Genomic DNA, 24,575 nt, shown 5'->3' with positions numbered 1-24,575 from the left:
AGCTGATTGACATGCCCATCCAGGGCCAGTACCTTCTCGACAGGCTTCCATATTCGTGAATGTTATTCAGATATGTGACCCTGTCTTCCCTTCTCAAGGAGCGCAGTCGATGCGCGCATTCGAACTCCGGGTCGGCACCGGTAGTGGGTCGGTGCCGACCCGGACCACCGCCCAGGAGCCCAACCCGCAGGGGCGGGGACCTCCCTGACGCAAGGTCAGCTGACGTTACGTCAGGCAGACCGCCAGACATGACGTCAGACGCATGCGGAGAGACGCCGCGCCCGCAGCAGGGCGCGCCTGCTTCGGTGGAAACCCCGCTATTCCGCCGGATGGTTCACGGGAGACTGTCCAAGGAGTTGCCACAGATGAAGCGACGCACTACCGTCCGCGCCCCGGGAAGGGCCCTGCTGATCGGGCTCTGCCTGGCGGTGATCGCGCTGTTCGGCCTGGCCGTGACCGCCCCGGCCGACGCCTCGGCCGGGCAGACGCACCAGGCCACCTCGTCCACCGTTCCGGCCTGGACCGGCACGTTCGACTCGTTCCACTCGTCCGGCTGGAACTCCGGTTGGGGCCTGACCTCCGACTCCGCGCAGTGCCCGATCGCGGTCGGGACCTACAGCTGCAACTGGGGCTACGAGAACCTGAAGCCCATCAGCGACGCCACCAGCCCCGCCGGTCAGGCGCTCCAGGTGACCTACCCGGCCAAGAGCGGTCCGCCCAGTTGCACCGTCTCCTCCAGCGGCTGTGTGCTCGGCGGCGGGCAGTTCTACCAGGACCTCACCAGCAACGGGCAGTCCGCGCTGGCGAGCAGCCCGACGATCGACCTCAAGTACGCCTACAAGTTCCCGGTCGGCTTCGACTTCGGCGGCAAGACGGCCGGCAAGATGCCCGGCCTGTACGGCGGCCCGCCCGGATGCGAGAGCGGCGGCCAGCACTGCAGCAACGGCTGGTCCACCCGGTACATGTGGCGCGGCGGCAGCAGCAGCGCGCCCAACGGTGAGCTGTACTTCTACGGCGGCAGCGGCTCCGGCTACGGCGCGGACGTCTGCCTGGGCAACTGGACCTTCCCGGCCGACGGGAACTGGCACACCATCGAGCAGCTGGTGAACGTCAGCACCGGCGCCGTCACCATCTGGAGCGACGGCAAGCAGGTCTGCCAGGTGACGGAGACGTTCTCCTCGCCGGTCTCCGGCGCCTTCTTCTCCACCTTCCACGGCGGACACGACACCTCGTGGAGCCCGACCAAGACCACGACCAGCGAGTTCGCCGACTTCAGCCTCGCCACCAACGGCCCGCAGACCCCGGCGCCGGCGGGCGGTCCGGCGGCGCCGAGCGGCCTTGCCGTGTCGGCCGCGTCGAGCTCCAGCCTCAACCTGTCCTGGACCGAGGCGAACACCAGCGATCCGGCTGTCTCGTACAAGGTGTACGAGGGCAGCACGGTGGTGGCCACGCCGACCACCACCAGTGCCACCATCTCCGGCCTGGGAGCGGGGAGTTCGCACACCTACACGGTCACCGCCGTGGACGCGTCGGGCGTCGAGTCCACGCCCAGCGCCGCCGTCACCGGCAGCACCACCGGCGGCACGGGCGGTCCGGCCACCCCGACGGGGCTGACCGTTTCCGCGCCGACCAGCAGCAGCCTCAACCTGTCCTGGACCGAGGCGAACACCAGCGACGCGGCCGTCTCGTACAAGGTGTACGAGGGCAGTTCGGTCGTCGCCACGTCGACGACGACCAGCGCGACCATCTCCGGTCTGGCGGCGGGGAGTTCGCACACCTACACGGTCACCGCCGTGGACGCGTCCGGCGTCGAGTCCGCCCACAGCACGTCCGCGACCGGCACCACCTCCGGAAGCGGCGGCGGGGGTGGCGGGTTGACCGCCTCCATCGCCAAGACCAAGGACTGGGGCAGCGGTTTCACCGACACCGTCACCCTCACCAACACGTCCGCAACGGCGGTGAACGGCTGGAACGTCCAGTTCGACCTGGACGCCAGCGAGAACATCGAGAGCGCCGCCCCCGCCTCCTACACCTCCAGCGGCACGCACTGGACGCTGACCAACGCCTCCTCCGACGCGACCGTCGCGCCGGGAGCGAGCGTCACCTTCCAGTTCAGCGGCGACTACGGCAGCGCCGGCTACCTGGCTCCGACCGGCGTGACCGTCAACGGCCAAGGCTCCGGCGGCGGTTCGTCCCCGGCCGTGCCGACGGCCCTGACGCTCACCGGCAGCACCGCGTCCAGCCTCGGTCTGGGCTGGACGGAGACCAACACCAGCGACCCGGCGGTCTCCTACAAGGTCTACGAGGGCAGCACGGTGGTGGCCACCGCGAGCACCACGAGCGCGACGATCAGCGGACTGACGTCCTGCACCTCACACACCTACACCGTCGCCGCCCTGGACGCGGCCGGTGTCCAGTCGGCGCAGAGCGGTCCGGTGACCGGAACGACCTCCGGCTGTGTGAACACCCCGGCGACCCCGACCGGTCTCAGCGTCACCGGCAGCACCGCGTCCAGCATCAGCCTCGGCTGGACCGAGACCAACACCAGCGACCCGGCCGTCTCCTACCGGGTCTACGAGGGCGGCCTGGTCGTCGACACGCCGACCACCACCAGCGCGACCATCTCCGGCCTGACCGCCGGGAGTTCGCACACCTATACGCTCACCGCCGTGGACGCGGCCGGTGTCGAGTCCGCCCAGAGCGCATCGGTGACCGGCACGACCTCGGGCAGCGGCGGCGGGTCCGGCTTCACCCAGGCACTGATCGACAGCGCCGTGGCCGCGCCGCCCTTCGCCTGGGCCGCGCCCACCTCCTCGGTGCCGCGACCGGGCACCAACCCGGCCAACATCGGCGAGGCGGCGGTGCTCTACTACCTGGCCCTGGTCGACCACCAGGCCCCGGGCAGCAAGGCCACCAACGGCACCAGCGTGGACAGCGCGCTGCTCGCCCAGGTCCGCAGCCTGATCGCGGGCGGCCACGAGCCGGACGCCGACGGCGGGTTGGAGATGTGGGGCCAGGCGCCGGTCGCCCAGGCGCTGCTGCTCCTCAAGAACGGCCCCGCCTGGAGTGAGCTGACGGCGGCCGAGCAGAACAAGGTCAGCCTGCTGGAAGCCGCCATGGGCTACGGCAGCAACTACGCCTACAACGACGCCAACAACTTCTCCTCCGGCATCTGCGGGTTCGGCAATTTCTCCAAGGGCAACAACCCCAACTACCGGGACGGCGGCGTCGACACCGAGATCGCGGCGATCCAGTTCTTCGGCGCCTCGACCTGGGACTCCATGCTGAGCTCCTTCAACGACGCGACGGTGGCCTCGCAGCTGAACGCGGCCGGGCTGACCAGCGCGGGCGGCTGCTTCACCACGGTCGGCTCCGCGGCCAACTCGGCCATCGCCCGTCCGTTCGTCTACCAGGGCCACGGCTCCAGCGACCTGATGGGCCTGTGGAGCGTGCTCGCGGGCGACACCTTCGACAAGACCGCTCAGAGCACCGTCAGCGGCGCGCACATCGCCGACGGCACCACCAGCCCCTACGACGGCCAGTGCTGCATGGGCCACGAGTTCAACTCCACGGACTCCAGCGGGCTGCGCAGCTCCGCCCTGTACGTCTTCGAGGGCTGGATGAACGTCACCGGCAGCCGGGTCGTCATGGACGTGCTCGGCAACTTCAACCCGTCCGCGGCGAGCACCGAGAGCCAGTTCCACATCGGCACGCTCGACCTGAAGTACAAGCTCGACCACGGCTACATCTGCGTGGCGCTCAACCAGCCCAGCATCCTCGTCGACGACCACGGCAACCCGTCCACCGACGGGCCCAACGTCAAGGGGTTCCTCTACGACTGGGACGCCTACAGCGCCAGCGGCTCGCCGCAGAGCTGATCCGCGTCCTGATCGCGGTCCGTTGACCGCACTCCCATGATCGCGGTCGGCGGGGAGCGGCCCCACACCTCCCCGCCGACCGCACCGCACCACGCCTGTTCTGCAGCTACTCAGAGAGGAGACCGCGCATGAGACGGTCCGCCCCCACCGTTGCCGCACCCACCGCTGCCGTCGCCACCGCAGTCACGCTGCTGGCGGCTGCCGGCCTGATGCTGAGCCCGTCCGCCTCCGCGACGAGCGCAGCCGACGCCAACGGTCCGTGGATCACCTACGACGGAAGTCACCTGACGTACGGTCAAGACAGTCAGGGCAACCGGATCCCCGACTACTCCTACGCCGGGTACGAGGGCGGCGGCGTGCCGATCCCGAGCGTCCCGACCAAGTTCACCGTCGCGCCGCCCAGCGGCGGGGACGACACCGCCACCATCCAGAACGCCATCAACGCCGCCTCGGCGCTGCCGCTGGATTCAAGCGGATTCCGCGGCGCGGTCCAGCTCGCCGCCGGGCAGTACCACCTCGCCGGGACGCTCAGCATCGACGCCAGCGGCGTGGTGCTGCGCGGCGCCGACAGCAACTCGGCCGACACCGAGCTCGTCGCGACCGGAGCCACCGCGCGCACGCTGATCCAGATCGGCAGCACCAGCTCCGCCTACTCGGTCGTGGGCACGGCCGAGAACGTGACGGACAATTACGTCCCGGTCGGCGGGCACGTGGTGACGCTGGCCAGTACGGCGGGCTTCAGCGTCGGCGACCAGGTGGTCGTGGAGCGTCCCACCACCCAGGCGTGGATCGACGCGGTCGGGATGACCAACATCTGGAGCCCCAACTGGAGCCTGCGCTCCGAGCGCACCATCACCGCGATCAACGGAAACCGGATCACCCTGGACGCGCCGCTGACCACCGCTCTGGAGAAGCAGTACGAGCAGGCGACCGTCTACCACTACACCTTCCCGCGGATCGACCACGTCGGCCTGGAGAACCTCAGCGCCGACGGCCAGGCGATGACGGCGGACCCCAACTACGCCACCGACTTCTACAACTCCAGCCTCTCCGAGGTCAACGCCGTCCAGGACTCCTGGATCAGCAACGTCTACACCCACCACTTCGGCCAGAACGGCGTCACCGGCCTCAACTCGCAGAGCCGCCGCGTCTCGGTGCTCAACACCGGCTCGCTGGACATGGTCGTCAACACGGCGACCTCCGCCCGCTCGGACGGCTACACCCTCCAGGGCCAGGAGAACCTGATCGACGGCTGCGAGGTCACCGCGACGAAGGTGCACGCCTTCGAGACCGAGGCGCGCCAGTCCGGGCCCAACGTCTACTCCCACTGCACCGCGACGACCACCGACGTGACCTACGACTCCGGCGGCCACCAGCGCTGGGGGAGCGGCACGCTCTACGACGACCTGACCATCCAGGGCTCGCTCGACATGACCAACTACGGCACCGAGGGCTCCGGTCACGGCTGGGGCGACGCCAACAGCACCGCCTGGAACTGCGACACCAGCAACTACTTCATCCAGGAGCCGCCCACCGCCCACAACTGGGCGATCGGCTGCACCGGCACCCTGACCAGCGGCAGCGACGGCCAGATCCAGAACAGCGGCGCCAACGTGCTCCCGCAGAGCCTCTACGACGAGCAACTCGCCGAGCGCCTCGCCGGGAGCTGACGTCCGCGAACGTCTGCGGACGTCCGTGGACGTCCGTGGACGTCTGCGGAAGTCAGCTGAGGTCAGAGCCCGCCCGCCTTACGCAGCAGCACCGCGCGCTCGCGGGTGTTGCCGCAGAGGCGGGCGGCCAGCTCCAACTCGGCGCGGGCCTCGGCGGTGCGGCCCAGCCGGATCAGCAGTTCGCCACGGACGGCAGGCAGCAGGTGCGAGCCCGAGAGGCGTCCTGCGGCGGCCAGGTCGTCGACCAGGTCGAGCGCGTCCTGCGGGCCGGTCGCCATGGCGACGGCGACGGCCCGGTTGAGCTCCACCACCGGTGACGGTGCGACACGTCCCAGCGCCTCGTAGAGCAGCACGATCCGGTCCCAGTCCGTCTCCGCCACCGAGGGCGCCGAGTCGTGGCACGCGGCGATGGCGGCCTGGAGCCCGTAGGGTCCGAGCCCCCGCCCGGCGGACCGGGCCCGCCGCAGCGTGGCGATCCCGCGGCGGATCGCCGCGCGGTCCCACAACCGGCGGTCCTGGTCCTCCAGCAGGACCGCCTCCCCGTCCGGCCCGGTCCGGGCCGGGAACCGCGCGGCGGTGAGTTCGAACAGCGCGAGCTCGCCGTGCACCTCCGGCTCGTCGGGGAGCAGCGCGGCCAGCATGCGGGCCAGGCGGGTCGCCTCCCTGGCCAGGTCCGGGCGCAGCAGGTCGTCGCCGCTGGTCGCGGTCGACCCCTCGGTGAAGATGACGTACAGCACGCTGAGCACGCCGCCGAGCCGTTCGCGCCGCTCCTCGGCGGGAGGCAGCGCGAAGGGCACTCCGGCGGCGGCGATGGTCTTCTTCGCCCGGGTGATCCGCGCCTGCACGGTCGGCACCGGCGTAAGGAACGCCCGCGCGATCTCCTCGCTGGTCAGACCGCCGACCGCCCGGAGCGTCAGCGCCACCCGCGCCTCCGGCGAGAGCACCGGGTGGCAGGCGACGAACATCAGCGCCAGCACGTCGTCGTCGACCTGGTCCGGGTCGAACGGCAGGTCGTCCGTGCCCTCCGGCGGCTGCGCCGCGCCGGAGCTGGCCTGGCCCTCGGCGAGGGGGTTGGCCAGCAGCGCGTACCGCTCGTCGCGCGCCGCCCGGCGGCGGAAGCTGTCGACGGCGCGCCGCCGGGCGGCGGTCAGCAGCCAGCCCACCGGGTTGGCGGGCACGCCGTCGCGCGCCCAGCCGACCAGGGCCTCCGCGAGCGCCTCCTGCGCGACGTCCTCGGCCAGCTCGAACTGCCCGGTGTACCGGGCCAGCGCGCCGACGATCCGGGCGGACTCCATCCGCCACACGGCCTCGACGGCCCGCCGCGCCGCCTCCGGGCGGGGGGCCTCCCCGCGCGGCGGGCCGTCGGGCGGGCCGTGCGGGTTCTCGGCGCGTTCGGCCATCAGTGCTGGCCGGTCCGCTCGCGCCAGGCGCGCTCCTTGACGATCCACTCGTTGTCCTGCGGGAACTCGTCGATCCCCGGCACCCGGCGGATCTCGCAGCGCGACCCGGCGATGGCGGGCATCCGGCGCGCCCACTCCACGGCCTCCTCCTTCGAGGCCACGTCGATCAGGTAGAAGCCGCCGAACAGCTCCTTCGTCTCCCCGTAGGGGCCGTCGGTGACGACCGGCGTCTCGCCGCTGTAGTCGACGACGACGCCCTGGCCCGGATCGTCCAGCCCCTCGGCGGCGAGCAGCACGCCTGCCTTGATCAGCTCCTCGTTGAAGCGGCCCACGGTCTCCAGCATCTGGTCGAACGGGGTCTCCATCATCGTGGCCAGGGACTCGTCGGTGTTGCGCATGATGAGCATGTACTTCGCCATCTCGGCCTCCTCGTTTCGGGGTCGCTCGTCGACCCTCTCTACCCCAGGTCGAACGGCGTCGACGCGGATCGACACGGCGGACGAAATATTTTCCGCCGCGCGTCCGTCCTGCGTCACAGCCTGCGTCACAGCCCGAACAGCCGTGCGGCGTTGTCGTGGCACACGGCCCGGAGCCACTCCGGGCCGAGCTCCAGACGTTCCAGCGCGCGGAGCTGCTCGACGTACCGGTAGGGGATGTTGGGGAAGTCGGAGCCGAGCAGCACGCGGTCGCCGAGGGCCGAGAGCCGGGGCAGCGCCCGGTGTGGGAAGGGCATGAGCTTCTCGGTGAAGTCGGTGAACGCCATGGTGGTGTCCAGCCGCACCTGCCCGAACCGCTCGGCGAGGCCCAGGAAGTCCTCGTACTCGGGCATGCCCAGATGCGCGACGATCAGCCGCAGCTCCGGGTGACGCGCCAGCACCCGCGCGACCGGCTCGGGGCCGGTGTGCTTGCCGGGCGCGGGCCCGGAGCCGCAGTGGATCACCACGGGGATCCCGGCCTCGGCGAGCAGGCCCCAGGCCGGTCGCAGCAGCTCGTCGGCCGGGTCGTACGCCCCCACCTGCACGTGCGCCTTGAAGACCCGCGCCCCCGCCTCGACCGCCTCGCGCACGTACGCCTCGACGCCGGGCTCGGGGAAGAGGGTCGCCGTGTGCAGGCACCCGGGCGTGCGCGCGGCGAAGTCGGCCGCCCACTCGTTCAGCCAGCGGGCCATGCCGGGCTTGTGCGGGTAGAGCATCGAGGTGAACGCGCGCACCCCGAACGCCCGCAGCACGGCGCTGCGTTCGGCCTCCTCCTGCCGGTAGGTGATCGGCCACTCCAGCCCGCCGGTCAGCGGCCCCTGCGTGTCGAAGTAGTCCCAGACCTTGCGCAGCACGCGCTCCGGCATGAAGTGCGTGTGCACGTCGACCAGCCCGGGCAGCCCGAGGCCACGCCAGAACCGGCGGACCTCGTCGGCCTCTGCGGCGGGCGACGCGGCGGTCGACACGTGGTGATCGTTCATGGGCTCACGATCGCCCGTGGGGCAGGGGCACGTCCACCCCGGCTCCTCGCACTCGCCACGCCTACAGCTGGTCGTCCTCGGCCGCGATGACCCCCTGAATGTCCGTTCCCACCAGGAATCCGGGGCGGGGCGACGACGTCACGGCGTTGTGCACCGCGTTGTAGGTGATCAGCAGCATGGCCCTGCGGTCCGCCGAGCTGTTGACGGAGGACGAGTGCACGATGCTGGGGTGGAAGGCGAAGACCGAGCCTGCCGGTCCGGTCAGCAGCTCTCTGCCGTGATCCCTCTCCAACTGCGCTGCCTGGTCCCACGGCACGGTGTACTCCAGGTCCGCCGAGACGTGCCGGCGCCAGTCCCCGCTGCGCGCGTCGCTGTCGCCGAGCAGACCGAGGCGATGTGTTCCGGGCAGCACGAGGAGTGGGCCGTTGTCCTCGTGCGCCTCGTCGAGCAGAACTGCGATGTTGACGGCATGGTCGTCGGCCATCCCGTCCTCGTGCTTCCAGAACGCGTAGTCCTGGTGCCAGGGCCACGCTGCGCCGTCGTGGGGCTGCTTGAGGTTGACCTTGAACTGGTACACGTAGACCCGGTCCCCGACGAGGGACTCGGCAAGGCGGACCAGGAGCGGGAACCTCACCAGCCGCGCGCTCGTGTCGTCGTAGAGATGGCAGCCGTGAACGGCACGGACGACGTCGGTACCGCTCTCGTAGACGACCTCGGGTCGTCTTGTCCGGCTTATCCCGTCGACGGCGCCGCGTACCCTGCCGATGGTCTCTGCGTCGATCAGCTGCGGGCCGCGGCACCAGCCGGCGTCGTCGTACGTCTTCTTCTCCTGGTCGAATGCTGCGTCGTTTTCCGGCACGACCGCTCCTGCTCCTTCTCGAAACTCGTCAGACCCGCCAGTCCCGCGCGCCCGTGATCAGTCGACCGCGTTCCCGCCCGGGTTGATGCACAGGTCGAGCAGGCTGAGATAGGCGCTCAAGGGGACCTCCATGGCGCCCATCTGCCGGAGGAACGGGCTGATGAGCTGGAGATCGGTCACGAGGATTCCGTGGGAGAGCCGGAAGTCCTCCGCGCCCAGCATGGCTGCGTGTCCCGCATCCGGGACGGTGTGGAAGAGGGATTCGATCGACATCCAGCCGCCGAGCGCAAGGATCAGTGCGCCCCCGACGACCCCGTTCTCGCTCAGCCTGATCTCGACGCTGTGTGCCACCCCGACGCTGTGCAGTTCGCGGTACAGGTCGGCGACCGCCGGCGTGATCCACGTGGCGTCCTTGCCCCTCGGCTGGGCACAGGCGGCCAGTACCGACTCGAACTCGGTGTCCAGGGTGGTCGTGAAGCCGTGCGTCCGGACCTCGCGGCGGGCGGTGGCGAGGTACCTTCGCCGCCTGCGCCCCTCCGTGTCGACGAGCGCACGGAGACCGGGGCGGACCCACTCCACGTGGTCGACACCGTCCTCCAGACGGCCTGTCACGAACCAGCCGCGGGAGATGAGGGCGATCGCCTCCGCCGCCCTCACCTGGCCCCCTCGAGCCAGGCCTGCACGAGCGCTGCGACGTCTCCCACGTGCGGGACACGCATGATCTCGTCGTGTGTGACGTCCACCCGTCGTCGATCGAGGCCCTTCGCGAAGACGTCCGCCCACTGGCCCGACGCGTCGAACGCACTCCGGGCCGCGCCGACGAACAGGCCACGTGCCGGGACCGCGATCGGCTCGGCAGCGTAGAAGGCTTGTGCAGCCTCGTTGTTGGCCCATGTCCGATAGCCACGGACCAGTTCGTCCGGGGTCATCCCGGGACCGGTGATCCCGGCCCGGTCGGCCCACTTCAGCAGTTCGTCCAGGGTCCACCGGCCGGGGGGCTCCGTCGGTTCGGGCAGCCCGGCCGCCTGCGCCAGAGCCCCTCCGTAGTCCCCGATCAGGTCGGCCTCGGACGACTTCGTCAGCCGGCCGACGCGCTCCGCGGAGACGGCGACAAGGTCCGGCACCGGACGGCCCTCCGCCGCCGCGATGCGGGCCATGGCACCCGCGACGGTGCCGCCGAAGCAGTATCCGACGAGTGCGCGGATGTCGTCGACGCCGGCCGACCGCACGGTCGACCAGGCCTGTTCGGCCGCGTCGTCGACCGACGTGACCATCGGACGGTCGTCTGCGAGTCCTGGCGCGGTGACGACGTACACAGGACCCGTCCAGGGCAGCTCGGCGGCCAGGGCGGAGTAACAGAGGGTGTTGCCGCTTGCGGGCGGCAGGCAGACCAGCGCCGGGCCCTCGCCGGAGCGGATCAACACGATGTCGCCGACCTCGGCCACCGTGGACTGCCTGACGTGGTGGGCGAGTTCGCGTGGAGTCGGAGCCCGGAACAGGGTTGCGGCGCTGACCTCGCGACCGCAGACGTCGCGCAGCCGCGAGGCGAGGCGCATGGCTCCGAGCGAGGTGCCGCCCAGAGCGAAGAACCCGTCGGCGGGGTCCACCGCCGGGAGGCGCAGGACCTCGGCGAACAGCCCACAGATCACCTCCTCCAGCGGGGTGGTGGCCCCGCTGCTCGGAAGTGGCGCAGTCGTCGACGGCCGGGGGAGGGCAGCGAGATCGAGCTTGCCCGAAGACGTCAGCGGGACAGCCGGAACCGTGATGACGCGTGCAGGCACCATGTACCTCGGCAGCCGCCGGGCGACGTGGGCCCTGACCCGTTCCTCGAACTCCTGTGGTTCCCCCAGGCCTGCGGGGTCGTCCGGTGCCGGTTCCTTATGAGCCACGTAGGCGATGAGGGTCTGCTCGCCGTTGAGGTCGGCGAGCACGACCGCGCATCCGGTGACCGGTTCCAGGGCCATGACGGCGAGCTCCACCTCGCCGGGCTCGATGCGCAGACCTCTGAGTTTGATCTGCCGGTCGGCACGGCCGAGGAACTCCAGGCATCCGTCCGGCCGCATCCGGGCCATGTCGCCCGTTCGGTAGGCGCGGCGGCTGACGCCCTGTTCGTGGGGAACGAACCGGGCGGCGGTCTCGGTGGGCCGGTTCAGGTATCCGTCGGCGAGGCCGGCGCCGAAGAGCACCAGCTCGCCGGGGGCACCCTCGGGGACCGGCCGGCCGGCCAGATCGCGCACCGTCGCACCCGAGTTGTCCAACGGTCGGCCGATCGGCAGGGCTCCGGTCCAGCCACGTGGCACCGACCAGACCGTGGAGAAGACGGTGTCCTCGCTGGGGCCGTACAGATTGTGGACACGCGCGACCGACCTTCCCCGCCGGTAGACCTCCTGGGCCAGCGCGTTCGGGAGCGTCTCACCGCAGAAGTTGACGGTCTCCACCTTCGACGGCAGGTCCCAGCCCGCCAGGTACTCCTTCATCAGGGACGGAACGGTGTTGATCAGAGTCAGCTCGTCCGCCAAGGGATGGTTGCGCAGTGTGAAGAGGTCATCGGCCAGCACGAGGGTGCCGCCGGCGGCCAGCGGCGCGAACAGCTCGAACAGCGAGATGTCGAACGTTGCCGGAGTGCAGCCCAGGACCGAGCTCAACTCCTGCCTGCTGTACGAGCGAAGGCACCATCGGATGAACGCGTCCAAGCTCCGATGGGAGTTGAGCACGCCCTTGGGCCGCCCGGTCGATCCTGAGGTGAACAGCAGGTAGGCGGCATCGTGGGGGACGAGATCGGGCAACGTCGCCTCGACCCCGACCCCGACCCCGACCCCGGAACCCGCTCGCCTGGCCTCGTCGACGTTCACGTCCGGGACGCCCGGCAGTGTGACCGCGGTGTGCCCGGGCTGCAGGACGAGCTTTGCCCCGGATTCGGCGGCGATCTCCCGCAGCCGGGCCTCCGGCAGCGTCGTCCCGACCGGCAGGTAGACGCCTCCGGCGAGCAGCGTGGCGTAGAGGCTGACGACCAGCCATCGGTCGTGGGTGGCCGGCACTGCGACCGGATCGCCCGGCCGGACGCCCATCCGCACCAGGCCCCGGGCCGTCTCGGTGGCCGCGTTCCAGAGCTCGGCATAGGTGAGGTCGCCCGATCGGTCGCGTACGCAGACCGCTTCGGGCGTGTTCTCCACCACCTCGGCCAGGTGGCTGAAGGCGGGGCCGTCCCCGAGCGGGGTGACGTCACCTGTCGCTGTGCTCGCGCCGGGGCGCAGGCCGAGTTCGGGCAGGGGAACTCCGGCGGCGAGCGGGGCCGCGCGCAGTACGTCGTGCAGATGCTCCGCGGCGGCGCGCGTGATTTCGGAGTCCATGACGTCAGAGGCGACGACGAACTCCCCGACGGCTCCGCCCGACGGGTTCGGCTGGAGGAAGAACGACACATCGCCCCACGGGGCGGTCAACCCGCGGGGCTCGACGTCCAGGCAGGGAAGCCCACCGAGTGTGAACCCGCTCAGGCTGTAGGGCTCGACGGACAGGAAGGCGGAACACACAGCTCCGCCGCGGACGGATCGCCCGGTGCGGCCCACGACGGCCGTGACCTCGTCGAACGGAAGCAGTTGGTGCAGCAGCGCCTCGTTGGCGGTGTCCCGGACCGTCCGGAGATGCTCCTCGAACGTCCCGGCCTCGGCGCGCACGCGGATCGCCAGTGTGTTCACGAAATCTCCCACGACATCCCGGAGTCGGCGCGAGCCCCTGATGTTCGTCGGCACGCCGACGGCCATGTCCCCTGCGCCGGAGAACCGCGAGAGCACCAGGTGGTAGGCGGCGAGCACCACGTGGACGAGGGTGGCCTGCTGCTCGGCGGCGCACGCGGAGAGCGCGGTCATCTCCTCCGGAGTAAGCGTGAACACGACCCGGCGATCGCCGCCCGTGTCATCCCTCTCGCCGTCGAGTACGGGCGGGAACGACACGGCCTCGGGGAGGCCGTCCAACTGCTCGCGCCAGAACGCAAGGTCCGCCCGGTGCTCCGCCGAACCCGGATATCCGGCCTGGGCTGCCAGGTGGTGGACGAATCCGTCGGACGGTCCGGCCTCGGCCGCGAGAGCACTGTCACTCTCGTAGGCGCTGGATATCCGGTCCAGCAGCATGCTGAGCGAGGACCCGTCTGCTGCCGCGTGGTGCACGCACAGGGTGAACAGGTATGCCGCGCCCGTGGTGGACCGTCGCAACCGGACCCGTGCCAAGGGTTCGGTCATCGGATCGATGGGACCTCCCGACAGGTCGTCGAGTACGTCCGTTTCGATCTCCCCGGCTGCCGACGGCATGGCCGTGCCGGTCTCGTCGGGGAACTCGAGGCAGATCGGCACAGCCGAGGTGAGCTGGTACGTCTCCCCGTCGAGGGACACGAACCGCTGACGCAGCGTCCACTCCCGGTTCAGCACCGTCTCCACGCAGGTGCGGAACCGGTCGACGTCCAAGGGGCCGTCGATCCACCAGGCCGACGTGAGGGTGTAGCCCTTGCCGGACTGGTCGGTCTGCTCGAGTACGAGCATGCGCCGTTGTTCGGCGGACGGGCGCACCTGCGGCCCGGCCAGCGGATCGCCGACGAGCTTCGCCAGCAGCCGCATCCGCTGCGCCAGCGAGAGCCGGCCGAAGATCTCGAACTCACCCTCGTCAGGCATCTGCGCCGCCTTCGCCGTAGACCCGGGCCGCCACCGCGCAGATCTCCTCGAAGTGCGGTGTGTCGGCGAGTTCGGCGCGCAGGAGTTCCAGATAGCCGCGCAGTACGGGGCGCTTCAGCAGCCAGGCCGAGCGCACGTCGTGGTCGAGGACGCGGGTGAGCCGGGCCGAGACCTTGATGGCGTCGAGTGATGTGCCGCCGACCTCGAAGAAGCTGGACTCGAGAGTGACGGACCCCACCGGTGCGCTCAGCACGGTGCTCCAGACCCCGCGGACCCAGCGGCCGAGGTCGTCCGTGGGAGGTGCGCCGACCGAGCGCTCGGGGGCGAGGATCGGGCGCGTTGCCAGGGTCTTCCGGTCCACCTTGCCGCCGGCGAGCTTGGGCATGCTCTCCAGCGGGACGAGGACCCGCGGGACGTGTGCGGGAGGCAGCCGGCGGGCGAGGTCCGCGGCGATGTCCTCGGCTGCCCGTGGTGCGGCCTGGTCGGGAACGAAGTAGCCGACCAGTCGCGAGACCTTCGGTGCCTGCGCGAGGGCGTCGGGCAGGTGCCGTCGGCAGAACTCCTCCAACTCCGCCGAGGTCAGCTCAGCGAGCAGCGCGTCAACGCCCACCGTCCGCCCCCTCCTCGGATCGGCGGGCGACGACCAACGCCATCCGGTCCATCCACCAGTACTCGCAGTCGGGCGGCGGCTGGAGGCCGTCGACCACCTCGACGGAGAAGGAGTCGAAGTAGCGGAGCAGGGCACGCTGGTGGTGCCGGCTCAGACTGTCCAGCTCGTTGGTGTAGTAGGTGAAACAGCCACCTGGACGCAGGTGTGCGGCGGCCGCCGCGAAGAACGCCTCCGCGACCGCGCTGTCGCGCAGTACGTACTGCTCGAACTCTGCCTCGCTCGTCGGGAAGGCGTCCCAGAAGATGCCGTCGAAGTCGCCGAGCTCCGGCATCCGCTGCTGCCACGGGCCGTGGACGATCTCGATGTCGCTGTCCGGCCGATCCGCCCGCCAGCGCAGCGCCTTCCGGTAGACCTCGTGGTTGTACTCGATGATGGTGTGCGACCGCGGTGAGCAGGCCTGGATGGCCTCGGCGGACAGTGCCAGTCCGTAGCCGACCTCGAGGATGTCGCCGCCGCAGCCGGCCACCCGCTGGGCCATGCGACGCATCAGCGGCGCCTCCCAGTCCTGCATCACCTGCTGGCCCTCGATCAGCAGATCGGAGCCGGTGTAGTTGGCCTCGCTGCCGCGCCACTCGCCGTCGATCCCGTGGCGCACCGAGCCGCTGACGAAACGGTGGGCGATCTCGTCGTTGTGGTCCAGTTGCTGCACGCACTCCTTCAGGCACTGGTCGACCAGCCAGCGTCGCTGTTCCGGGCTCGGCGTGTCGATGTACGCGTCGCGCCGGAGCACGAGCTCCAGCGAGTAGTTCGGATTCCTTCTCAGCACGTCGGGCCTCCCACTCCGGTGTTCGCACGGCTGATGTCCGCCAGCATCTTCACCGCGACCTCCTCGCTCGTCCCGCTGAGGGCGTCTCCGATCAGACGGCGCAGCAGGCCCGGGTCGTATCCGTCCGAATGCACCACCACGGCGGCCTCGGCCACCCCGGCGACGTTCTCGAACGCCGCGTTGATCTCGTCGAGTTCGATACGCACGCCGTTGACCTTGACCTGTGAGTCGACCCGGCCGAGGAACTCCAGACGACCGGTCGTGCCGACCCTCGCGCGGTCGCCGGTCCGGTAGAGCCTTCGCGCGTTGGAAGCGCCGCTGACCCCGTCGGTGAGGAACACCCGCCGGGTCCTAGCCTCGTCGCCGACGTAGCCCAGCCCCACACAGTCGCCACCGAGGTACAGTTCGCCCTCCACGCCGTGCGGCACGGGCCTGCGCAGCTCGTCGAGCACCACGGCGCTGGTGTTGGCGATCGGCACTCCGATGGGCACGCTGCCCCCCGTCGCCGCCGCGACGTCATGGAAGACGGACCCGATCGACGCTTCGGTGGGGCCGTAGAGATTCACCATGCGGAGATCCGGCAGCTGCGTGTGCACCGCGCGCACCAGAGCCGGCGGCAGTCGGTCACTCCCGACGATCATCAGGCGGAGCTGGTGCATGCCTGCCGCGCCCGACGAGCTCTGCTCGACGTCGTCGAGCGGGCTGCGCCCGACCGCGTCGAGGAGGACGTTGAGAAGGGTCGGCACGAGGTCGAGCGTCCGCACCCGCTCGCGGATCACCAACGACCACAGCGCGTCGGCGTCGCCGAGTTGGGCGGTGCGCGTGAGCACGGTCCGACCGCCCACGGTCAGCGGCCACAGATACTCCCAGACGCAGCTGTCGAAGGTCGGCGGCGTGGTCTGCAGCACCGTCTCCGCGGCAGAACGGCCGAACTCCCGCGTCATCCAGGCGACCCGGTTCACGACGCCGCGGTGGTGGTTCGCCGCGGCCTTGGGCATGCCGGTGCTGCCCGAGGTGAAGATCGCGTACATGGGTGCGTCAAGTGAGCCGGGCACAGGTTCGGGCTCGTCCTCGTCCTCAGGTAGGGAGAGGACCTCGTCGAGCGGAAGCGTGGTGATCCCGGCAGGTGCCTGCACTCCGTCGCCCGTCAGTACCGCGGCGCAGTCGACCTGCTGGACGAGCGTGCTCACCCGGTCCGTCGGCCACTCGGGATCCATCGGCACGAAGGCCTTGCCGGCCATGCCGACCCCGATCATCGCGGCCACCAAGCCCCGACCGGACTCGGCGAGGACCGGTACGTAGCCCCCCGGACGGCGCCGGAGGGTCGCGGCGAGGGACCGGGCACCGTGCATCAGCTCGGCGTAGCTCGTGCGCACCCCGCCGTCGACGACAGCTGTGGCGTCGGGGGTGCGCTGGGCCTGACGGCGAATCTGCTCCCAGAGGGGGAGGGCCGCCTCGCCCTCCAACGCGACGCTGGGGCCGTTCAGCACGGAGAGGTCGCCGGCGGGTACCCGGACGTCGTGCACGCGCGCCTCCAGCCCGTCCAGGAAGGACGTCAGGATCGCCCGCAGGCCGTACGCCAACCGCCGCACCGTGGACGGGGTGTAGCTGCGGGTCGGGTGGACCAGCCGGACCCGGTAGCAGCCGTCGTCGGTCACACCGAGGATCAGCGTGAGCTCGGAGGTGGAGGAGAAGATCGGATAGTCGAGGGGGCGAAGCTCCCCCCGACCACAGCGAACCGGGCTCTGCTCGACCTCGTCGGCGAGCACCAGGCAGCGGTAGGCGGGGCGTTCGTCGGTGATGTCCACGCCGACGGCGGCATCCATGCCGCGGACGGTCGCCCGCCAGGCCCGCTGGGTCACCTCGCGAAGGGTGGGCGAGTCGGTCAGGTCGAGCCGGATCGCCAGCACCTGGGTGAAGGCGCCGATGGTGCGGTCGAACTCGGGCCGGCCCCGGGTGGAGAAGGGGACGCCGACCACGACGTCGCGTTCGGTGCCGTGGCGGGCGAGCAGGACTCCGACGGCGGCCAGGAAGCCCTGGAAGGCGGTGACGCCCAGGTTGCCGAACAGGTGCCGAAGTTCCCGCGACTGCTCGGGATCGAGAGTCATCTCGAACTGGCGGCCCTGCGGGGCAAGTTGGTCGTCGACTGCCGCCTCAGGGTCGGAACGGACCGTGGCGGGCTCGGTCGGTACCCCCTGCAGATGCGCAGACCAGGCAGACACAGCGGCCCGAGTGGCTTCCCGCAACGGCTCACCGCACGACCAGACGGTGTACGCGCGGTACCGGTCGTCCGCAGTCGCGGCGGGCCCGGTGTCGCCTTCGTCCAGCAGGCTGTAGACACGGGCGAACTCCTCCATGAGGAGCCGTCCTGAGGCCTCGTCGATCGCGGCGTGGTGAAGGACGAAGATCAGTACGGTTGTCCCGTCGAGCCCGCGGATCAGCCGGGCTCGCAGGGCTTCTCCGTTCGCCAGATCGAGCGGCTGCTCCAGGAACCGTCGCAGCTCGGGGCCTCCGGTGTTCAGGAACTCGGCCGCAGGCACCTTGACCGTGACGACGTCGAACGGAACCGTGCGTCCATCCGTCAGCTCCTGGATCCAGGCCTCGCCGTCGGTGCGCACCGCCGTTCGCAGTACCGGGTGTTCGGCGGCCACCCGCGTAAGTGTGCGCCGCACCAGGTCGTCGTCCACCGGCCCGCTGAGTTCGCAGGCCAGCGCCACGTGGTAACGGAACGGCTCGGTAGCGAGGTCGGCAGCAGCGGCCATGATCTGCTGGGCCATGCTGGCCGGCATCGGACCGGGCCTGCCAGGGGCTGTCGTCGGGCCGGCGGAGTCGGGAAGCGGGAGACCGGCACGCCTGTCGAGAGCGGCGGCGCATCGTCCGAGCGTCGGTTCCCGGAAGAACTCCTCGGAGCTGATCTCACCGCCCGCCTGGCGGATCCTCGCAAGCAGTTGGGCGGACAGCACCGAGTTGCCGCCCAGGTCGAAGAAGTTGTCTGCCGGGGTGAACTCCTGATTGCCGAGCAGCTCGCTCCAGAGCTGCGCCGCCGCGCCGGTGATGACCGGCGAGCTCTCGGTGGCGGGTGCGTCAGCAGGGGTGCCGAGTGGCCGCCCCGCCGGCGTCAGCACCGCGACGGGAGAGCCCTCCGCGACGAGCTCGTAGCGCTTGGGCAGTGACGGAGCGGGCAGCTTCGCGGTGAGTGCGTCGCTGACGGACCGGACGAACTGCCCGGCGTCCGACGGGAGCGTCCCGATCTCGATGCGACAGCGGAGCAGGGAACCCTGGTGCTCGTCGTGCGTCTGGTCGACCCGGACGCCCCCGACGCCCGGCAACATGGCGACCACCGACTCGATCTCCTCCGGATGAACGGTGAACCCGCTCACCATCACCCGTCGGCCGCTGCGGCCGACGAAGCAGAACTCGCCGTTGACCAGTCGGAGGCACAGGTCGCCCGTGGCGTACATGCGTTCACCTGCCGCCCAGGGACAGGGCAGGTACTTCGCGGCCGTCGCCCCGGGTCGGCCGTGGTAGCCGCGGGTCACCGGCCACCCCCACACATGCAGCTCGCCCACGACGCCGGGAGGACACGGCCCGCCCTGGGCGTCGAGAACGGCAGCTCCGACCCCGTCGAGCGGTGTTCCGATGGAGCCGGCGATCACCGGGTCGCCGGGACGCAGCGGACCGGCGACGATCGAGGTGACGGTCTGCTCGGTGGAGCCGTACATGTTGTAGAGGCCGGCCGAGGGGCCGAGCCGGAGCCAGTCGGTGATGTCCTCCGGCAGGACGGCGTCGCTGCCGACGGCGACGACGCGCAGGGACTGCGACATCGGCTCGTGGAGGTCCGAGCCGAGCCGGTGTCGGGTCCACCCGCGCCAGAAGTCCACCGAGATGTCCAGTGTGCTCACGCTGTGGGAGCGCAACAGCGTGTCGAAGGCGTCGAAGTCCGAGAACGCTTCCGCTCCAGGGAGCGAGACCGAGGCTCCCGCTGTCAGTGCGACGAAGAGCTCTTCGAAGAGGATGTCGACCGAGACCGGTGAGAACTGGAGGACGACATCCTCAGGAGTGGTCTGCCAGCGGCTGCGGAGGGCCTGGACGGTGGCGAGGATTCCGGCGTGTTCCGCCACGACGCCCTTAGGGCGGCCGGTCGAGCCCGAGGTGAAGACCAGGTATGCGGCCGACCTGCCCGGCAACCGGACAGGCGGCGCCGCTGACGCGTAGTCATGTGCGAACACGGCATCCACGAGCGGAACCGTGCATGTGTCGAGCAGTTCCTCGGGGCGAGTCCCGGCCCCCAGGACCAGGACGGCGGCTGCGGAGTCCCGCAGCACCTCGTGCTGCCGTGCCGTCGGCCAGGTCGGGTCGATGCCGACGAATGTGGCGCCGGACTCCAGAATCCCCAGCACCGCGGCCACGAGGGACGGATCGCGGTCGCCGTAGAAGGCGACCCGGGGCTCGGCGGTGTCTGCCGCCAGAAGCGGGACGATCCTGTCGCGCAGTGCCGCGGCGGCGGCGGACAGCTCTCGGTAGGTGAACGTCTCGTCGCCCCAGCGGACGGCGATCGCCTCCGGCCGCGCGTCCACCTGGTCGTGAAAGGCGTCGAGAACGGTGCGTCCGGTCACGCGTTCACCACCGCGGTCGAGGCCAGTGCCGTGCTGTCGAGCAACCTCCGGTTGCCCTGGACCCAGGCGGCCGCGCTACGGCGTAGGTCGCGGCTCACACAGAGCCGCTTCAGCCAGCGATCCCGGCCGTCGTACAGGGCCTCGAACGGCGCCCGGCCGTGCACCGCGCGGTAGTTGTCCAGGATGAGCAGGTCGCCGGGGCACAGGACCATGTCGCGCATCGTGCGCTCGACCTCCGAATACCACTGGTTCAGCACGGCTTGGAGCCGTTCGTCGACGGGCGAGAGGTAGTAGGGGTCGCCGCAGACGTACGGGTGGCGGCGGTCGCCGAACAACAGCGCGCGGGGTTCTGTCTCGGCCACGTCGATGCTGTGCGAGATGTCGGGAAGCTGGCGGAACTGCGGGGTGAACAGCTCGTCCACCACGTGGTCGGGAAGGTCCCAGTCGTCGGCCAGGCTGAACGTGGTGGCCGCACGCTGCGGGTTGCGCAGACAGAGCAGCATCACGTAGTCGGGCCGGTGTGGATGGAAGGCATCCTCGACATGCCAGGTGATCCGCATGGTGCTGGCCGAGTTGATCTGCTGGTCCGCATGTTCCTTGATCGGGAAGACGTCGTGCACCACCCGGCCGTCCTGCTGCCGGTCCCAGGCGAACGCTTCGCCGAGGCTGGTGGCGAACGCGACGGCGAGCAGCTCGAGATGTTGCGTGCGCTGACGGAAGGTCGGATCGGACCAGTCCAACGGGGTCGCCCCGATGGCCTCGTCGTCGATCGGGATGCCGCGGATCACCGCCGCGACCGGATGCTCCCGGCGTCGCATGCTCTCGAGACAGCGGGCGGCCCTCTCGGGTATCGCCGTCCAGGTGGAGGGCTCGTCCTGGAAGGCGTCGTAACGGCCGTTCAGGAACGGCCTGCTGCGCAGCTCCTCCAGCAGCGGTGCGACTTCCTCCGGATCCATTCGGATCTCGGCGACCGAGCCGCTCACGATGCCCGACCCGGCAGTGCGCGAAGCGACGCGGGCCGCATGTCCGTCCAGACACTCTCGATATGAGCCAGGCAGTTCTCCTGGTCCATCGGTTCGCTGACGACGTCCCATCCGGCCGGAACGTCGCGTCCGGCGGGCCAGACCGAGTACTGCTGCTCCGCGTTGACCACGACGAGATACTCGTCCTTCACTGCAATTCTCCTTCCGGGGCGCATTTCAACGGAACTCGCTGAGGATGTCGGAAATCCGGCTGCCGATGGCCGCCGGGTCCGTCGCCGACCGCGGCTCTTCCCGGCGAGTGCGTGACTCGCTTCGCAGCAGGTCGATCCGCGCCGCGACGGTCGTGACGGTGGGTTCGGTGTAGAAGACGCGCAGGGACAGTTCGATGCCGAAGTGCTCTTCGATCCGCCACACCAGGGAGGTCGCGAGCAGAGAGCTGCCGCCGAGCCCGAAGAAGTGGTCTGTGCGTCCGACCGCGGGGACGCCCAGAACCTCCGCGAACAGCACGGCCACCTGTTCCTCGGTCTCGCCCTGTGGCGGATCGCCTGCGGCGTCCCGGGCCAGGGCGCCGAGGTCCGGTTCCGGCAGCCGCCCCACGTCGACCTTGCGGTTGACGTTCAGCGGAAGCTCGGACAGGACGTTGAACGTGCGCGGGCACATGTACTCCGGCAGGTTCGCCACCATGTGCTCGCGCAACTCCGCGACGCCTGGCGCCTCCTGGCCGCTCGGCACGAGATAGGCGGCGAGTTCGACGGAGCCCTCGTCGGTCTCGAACGTCCGGATGAAGCTGTCGCTCACCCCTGGGTGGGCGTTGAGGCAGAGGCGGACCTCCTGGGTTTCGATCCGGAAGCCGCGCACCTTGACCTGGCCGTCGCGCCGACCCACGAAGACGAGGTCGCCCGCGGCGTCGAGGCGGGCCACGTCCCCCGTGCGGTAGAGCCTCGCCCCGGGCACGACCCCTGCGGGATCAGGCACGAACGCGCGGGCGGTCCCGGCCGGTTGACGCACGTAGCTGTGCGCGACTCCTGAGCCGCCGAGGTACACCTCGCCTGACGCGCCGTGCAGGACCGGCTCCCCGAAGCCGTCGAGAAGCAGCACGTCCACGTTGGAGAGCGGTCGGCCCACCGGCACCCAGTCCGGCCATTCCGCCGGATCGGCGGCCAGGGAGTAGCGGGTGGAGACATGCGTCTCGGACGGGCCGTACTGGTTGTGGAGACGTGTTCGGGGCGCGCCGGCGAACCACCGGCGTAGGGTCTCGCCGGCCGCCAGTTGTTCGGCCTCGCTGATGACCGTGGTCAGTTCGGCGGTCCCGAGCCCGTGGTCGACGCAGTACCGGGCCAACTGCTGAAGCGCCGGAGCCGGCATGAAGAACATCTGGACGGACTGCTCGGTCAAGGTCCTGGCGAGCTCCGCGACATCGCGCTGGTCGTCCTCGTCGATCAGGACAAGCGTCGCCCCCGCGTGCAGCGCGCTGTAGATCTCCTCCGCGGACATGTCGAAGCTCAGCGAGGCGTACTGCAGCAGCCTGCCGCCCGGGCTCAGCGGCTCGTAGGTCTGACCGAGCCACCGCACCAGGTTCGCCACCGCCCGGTGCGGCATCTCGATGCCCTTGGGCAGGCCGGTGGAACCCGAGGTGAACGTGACGTACGCGGGCGCCTCGGGCCCGCGCACCGGCTCCGGCGCCGTGGCCGTGCCTGCGAGCTCGCTCCAGTCGTCCAGGACCAGCAACCTCCGCGCCCACGGCTCCGGGAGAGACGCGGCCGACTCGCTGTCCGCTATGACCAGTTCGGGGCGGGCGACGTCGAGAATGCGCGACGTGCGCTCGCGCGGGTTCTTCCGGTCGAGTGCCACATACGTGCAACCGGCTTTCAGTACGGCAAGCACTGCGGCGATCTGCGGACAGCCGCGGCCGATGGCGATGGATATCCGAGCGCTTTCGGTCACGCCCTGTTCCACGAGACGTGCCGCGAGTACGTCGCTGGCGCGGTCCAGTTCCGCATAGGTGACCTGCTGTGCGCCCTTGACGAGCGCCACCTGCTCGGGGGTCCGCCGGACCTGGGCCCGGAAGGACTGCTCCAGGCGTTCGTGGGGGAGCGGCGTCCGCGGCCCCCGAAGTCTCCGCGTCAGCGGCTGCGGTACGAGCGTGAAGGTCGAGAGCGGCTGATCGGGCTCGACGGTCGAGAGGCGCGCAAGCACCGCGCAGCGTCGCACGAGGTCGTCGACGAAGGCCTGCGTGAACTCCCGCGCGTCGGCCTCGACCAGCAGCGACCAGCCCTTTGGAGCACGGAGCGCGTGCAGCGCGATCTCGAACTTCGGGCCGGACCGGCCGGCCTCGACGGCGGTGCTCCGGAGGCCCTGGAACTCCGCCGCGTCCTGGCTCCTTTCCACGGTGGCGAACCAGGCGCGGAAGAGCTGGTGTTTGGCGCTGCTGCGCGGAGTGCCCGCCGCGGTCACGATGTCGGGGAAGGGGAGTGCGGCGTGCTCGACGGCATCGGCCATCGCAGCGTGGCAGGCGCGCACGGCGCTTCGGAAGGTCGGCACGACACCGACACCGACGCCGGGTCTGACCGGAACCGTGTTCACGCACAGTCCGATCGCCGCGTCGGCGCCGTGGGACCATCGCTGGGAGACGGGGGTGCCTATCGTCAGATCACTGTTGCCACCGGCCCGGAAGAGGATCGACCACCACAGGGCCAGGAGCACCGAGGCAGGCCCGGCATCGACGTCCGCAACGGACCGTAGCAGCGCTTCGATCTCCGGCTCGTCGAGCGGCACGACCGCGCTCACGCTGCCGCGTCCGCCGTCCCGCCCGGCGCCTGCCGTGTCATCTCCCTCGACGTGACAGGTGAGGCCGTGGTCGATGTCGGCGCCGTCCAGCACCTTGGCCCAGTACGCGGTGTCGTCCGCTTCGCGTGTCTCCGCCGTCCTGCGCGACTGCTCGGCCCAGTCGGTGAAGCTCACCGCCGGAGGCTTCGGGGAGCTGTCGGGGGTCGTGTACAGCTCGGCCAACCGTGGCAGCAGCAGGGTGCTCGACCAGTCGTCGAAGAAGGCGTGGTGGACATCGATGTCCAGTCGCCAGTCCTCCCGCGCTCCGGTCACGGTTGCTCGTGAACTCGCCGAGACGGTCAGGTCGATGGGTGCGGTGTCGGAGGCCGCCGCGGGATCCCCGGTCCGTGCCTGAAGCACGGGCGCCGGTCGTGCCGGGTCGATGAGCAGCCGGCCACCCTCCTTCCGCAGACCGGACCGAAGCGCCTGTTGCTCCTGAACCAGGCGGTCCCAGGCGGTGCGCAGGCGGTTCACGTCGAGCGGGCCCAGGAGCCGCCACGACATGGGCACCACGTAATCGAGTCCGGTGGGGTCGAGCTGGTCGAGGAGCCAGAGGCTCTCCTGGTACCGGGTCGCTGCCACCGTGGTCGGGGTCGGCATGTCGACCGGCGTTTCCTGCGCGATCCCCCGTTGCCGGAGTCTGCTCAGGATCTCGGCTTCCCTGTCCATCTGAGCCCTTCCCTGTCGAATGAGCGCATGCCTGCGAAGCCCCACCACGCAAGCACCGGGTGTGGGGGCAGTCGGTCGTCGGGCCGCAGGCACGCCTGGTCGCGCACGCCTGATCGCACGG

At 70.4% G+C, this 24,575-nt stretch carries 14 protein-coding genes; 2 read left to right on the top strand and 12 right to left on the bottom strand.

Annotated elements, in window-relative coordinates; translation table 11 throughout:
• Positions 1-365 precede the first annotated feature (365 nt).
• Together I2501_RS17510 and I2501_RS17505 are read left to right on the top strand one after the other, a co-directional pair.
• Positions 366-3,878, top strand: a complete 3,513-nt coding sequence (locus I2501_RS17510) for a fibronectin type III domain-containing protein (protein WP_196194969.1) — start codon at positions 366-368, stop codon at positions 3,876-3,878.
• A 128-nt stretch (positions 3,879-4,006) separates the two neighbouring features.
• Complete coding sequence (locus I2501_RS17505; protein WP_196194968.1) at positions 4,007-5,548, top strand: peptidoglycan-binding protein; 1,542 nt, start codon at positions 4,007-4,009, stop codon at positions 5,546-5,548.
• A gap of 62 nt (positions 5,549-5,610) precedes the next feature.
• On the opposite strand, the gene I2501_RS17500 is transcribed toward I2501_RS17505, so the two are convergent.
• From I2501_RS17500 to I2501_RS17445, 12 genes are all read right to left on the bottom strand, one after another.
• Positions 5,611-6,948 carry an RNA polymerase sigma factor gene (locus I2501_RS17500; RefSeq protein ID WP_196194967.1) on the bottom strand — a complete coding sequence of 446 codons (1,338 nt, stop codon included), beginning with the start codon at positions 6,946-6,948 and terminating at the stop codon, positions 5,611-5,613.
• Complete coding sequence (locus I2501_RS17495) at positions 6,948-7,367, bottom strand: YciI family protein (RefSeq protein WP_196194966.1); 420 nt, start codon at positions 7,365-7,367, stop codon at positions 6,948-6,950. The genes I2501_RS17500 and I2501_RS17495 overlap by 1 nt, the downstream gene beginning before the upstream one ends.
• Positions 7,368-7,492: 125 nt before the next feature.
• A complete protein-coding gene (locus tag I2501_RS17490; RefSeq protein WP_196194965.1) occupies positions 7,493-8,404 on the bottom strand; it encodes an amidohydrolase family protein in 912 nt (303 codons plus the stop codon).
• A gap of 61 nt (positions 8,405-8,465) precedes the next feature.
• Positions 8,466-9,263 carry a phytanoyl-CoA dioxygenase family protein gene (locus tag I2501_RS17485; protein WP_196194964.1) on the bottom strand — a complete coding sequence of 266 codons (798 nt, stop codon included), beginning with the start codon at positions 9,261-9,263 and terminating at the stop codon, positions 8,466-8,468.
• Positions 9,264-9,320: 57 nt separating this feature from the next.
• Positions 9,321-9,920 (bottom strand): hypothetical protein, encoded by a 600-nt coding sequence (locus I2501_RS17480; RefSeq protein WP_196194963.1) that lies wholly within the window; start codon positions 9,918-9,920, stop codon positions 9,321-9,323.
• Positions 9,917-13,924 (bottom strand): non-ribosomal peptide synthetase, encoded by a 4,008-nt coding sequence (locus I2501_RS17475; RefSeq protein WP_196194962.1) that lies wholly within the window; start codon positions 13,922-13,924, stop codon positions 9,917-9,919. The genes I2501_RS17480 and I2501_RS17475 overlap by 4 nt, the downstream gene beginning before the upstream one ends.
• Positions 13,917-14,534, bottom strand: coding sequence for a phosphopantetheine-binding protein (locus tag I2501_RS40620; RefSeq protein ID WP_196194961.1), 618 nt, complete (start codon positions 14,532-14,534; stop codon positions 13,917-13,919). The genes I2501_RS17475 and I2501_RS40620 overlap by 8 nt, the downstream gene beginning before the upstream one ends.
• Entirely contained in the window at positions 14,524-15,360 is an 837-nt protein-coding gene (locus I2501_RS17465) for an O-methyltransferase (RefSeq protein WP_196194960.1), read from the bottom strand. The genes I2501_RS40620 and I2501_RS17465 overlap by 11 nt, the downstream gene beginning before the upstream one ends.
• Positions 15,354-19,976: a non-ribosomal peptide synthetase gene (locus I2501_RS17460; RefSeq protein WP_196194959.1), complete on the bottom strand. Its 4,623-nt coding sequence runs from the start codon at positions 19,974-19,976 to the stop codon at positions 15,354-15,356. The genes I2501_RS17465 and I2501_RS17460 overlap by 7 nt, the downstream gene beginning before the upstream one ends.
• Positions 19,973-20,959, bottom strand: a complete 987-nt coding sequence (locus tag I2501_RS17455) for a TauD/TfdA family dioxygenase (RefSeq protein WP_196194958.1) — start codon at positions 20,957-20,959, stop codon at positions 19,973-19,975. Before I2501_RS17455 ends, I2501_RS17460 begins: the two co-directional genes overlap by 4 nt.
• On the bottom strand, positions 20,956-21,150 hold the full coding sequence (locus I2501_RS17450) for an MbtH family protein (protein ID WP_328806421.1): 195 nt from the start codon (positions 21,148-21,150) through the stop codon (positions 20,956-20,958). The genes I2501_RS17455 and I2501_RS17450 overlap by 4 nt, the downstream gene beginning before the upstream one ends.
• Before the next feature lie 25 nt (positions 21,151-21,175).
• Complete coding sequence (locus tag I2501_RS17445) at positions 21,176-24,454, bottom strand: non-ribosomal peptide synthetase (RefSeq protein ID WP_196194956.1); 3,279 nt, start codon at positions 24,452-24,454, stop codon at positions 21,176-21,178.
• Positions 24,455-24,575 lie beyond the last annotated feature (121 nt).

The organism is Streptacidiphilus fuscans (assembly GCF_015690355.1).
GTDB classification, from domain to species: domain Bacteria; phylum Actinomycetota; class Actinomycetes; order Streptomycetales; family Streptomycetaceae; genus Streptacidiphilus; species Streptacidiphilus fuscans.
This window is presented reverse-complemented; position numbering and strand designations above follow the sequence as displayed.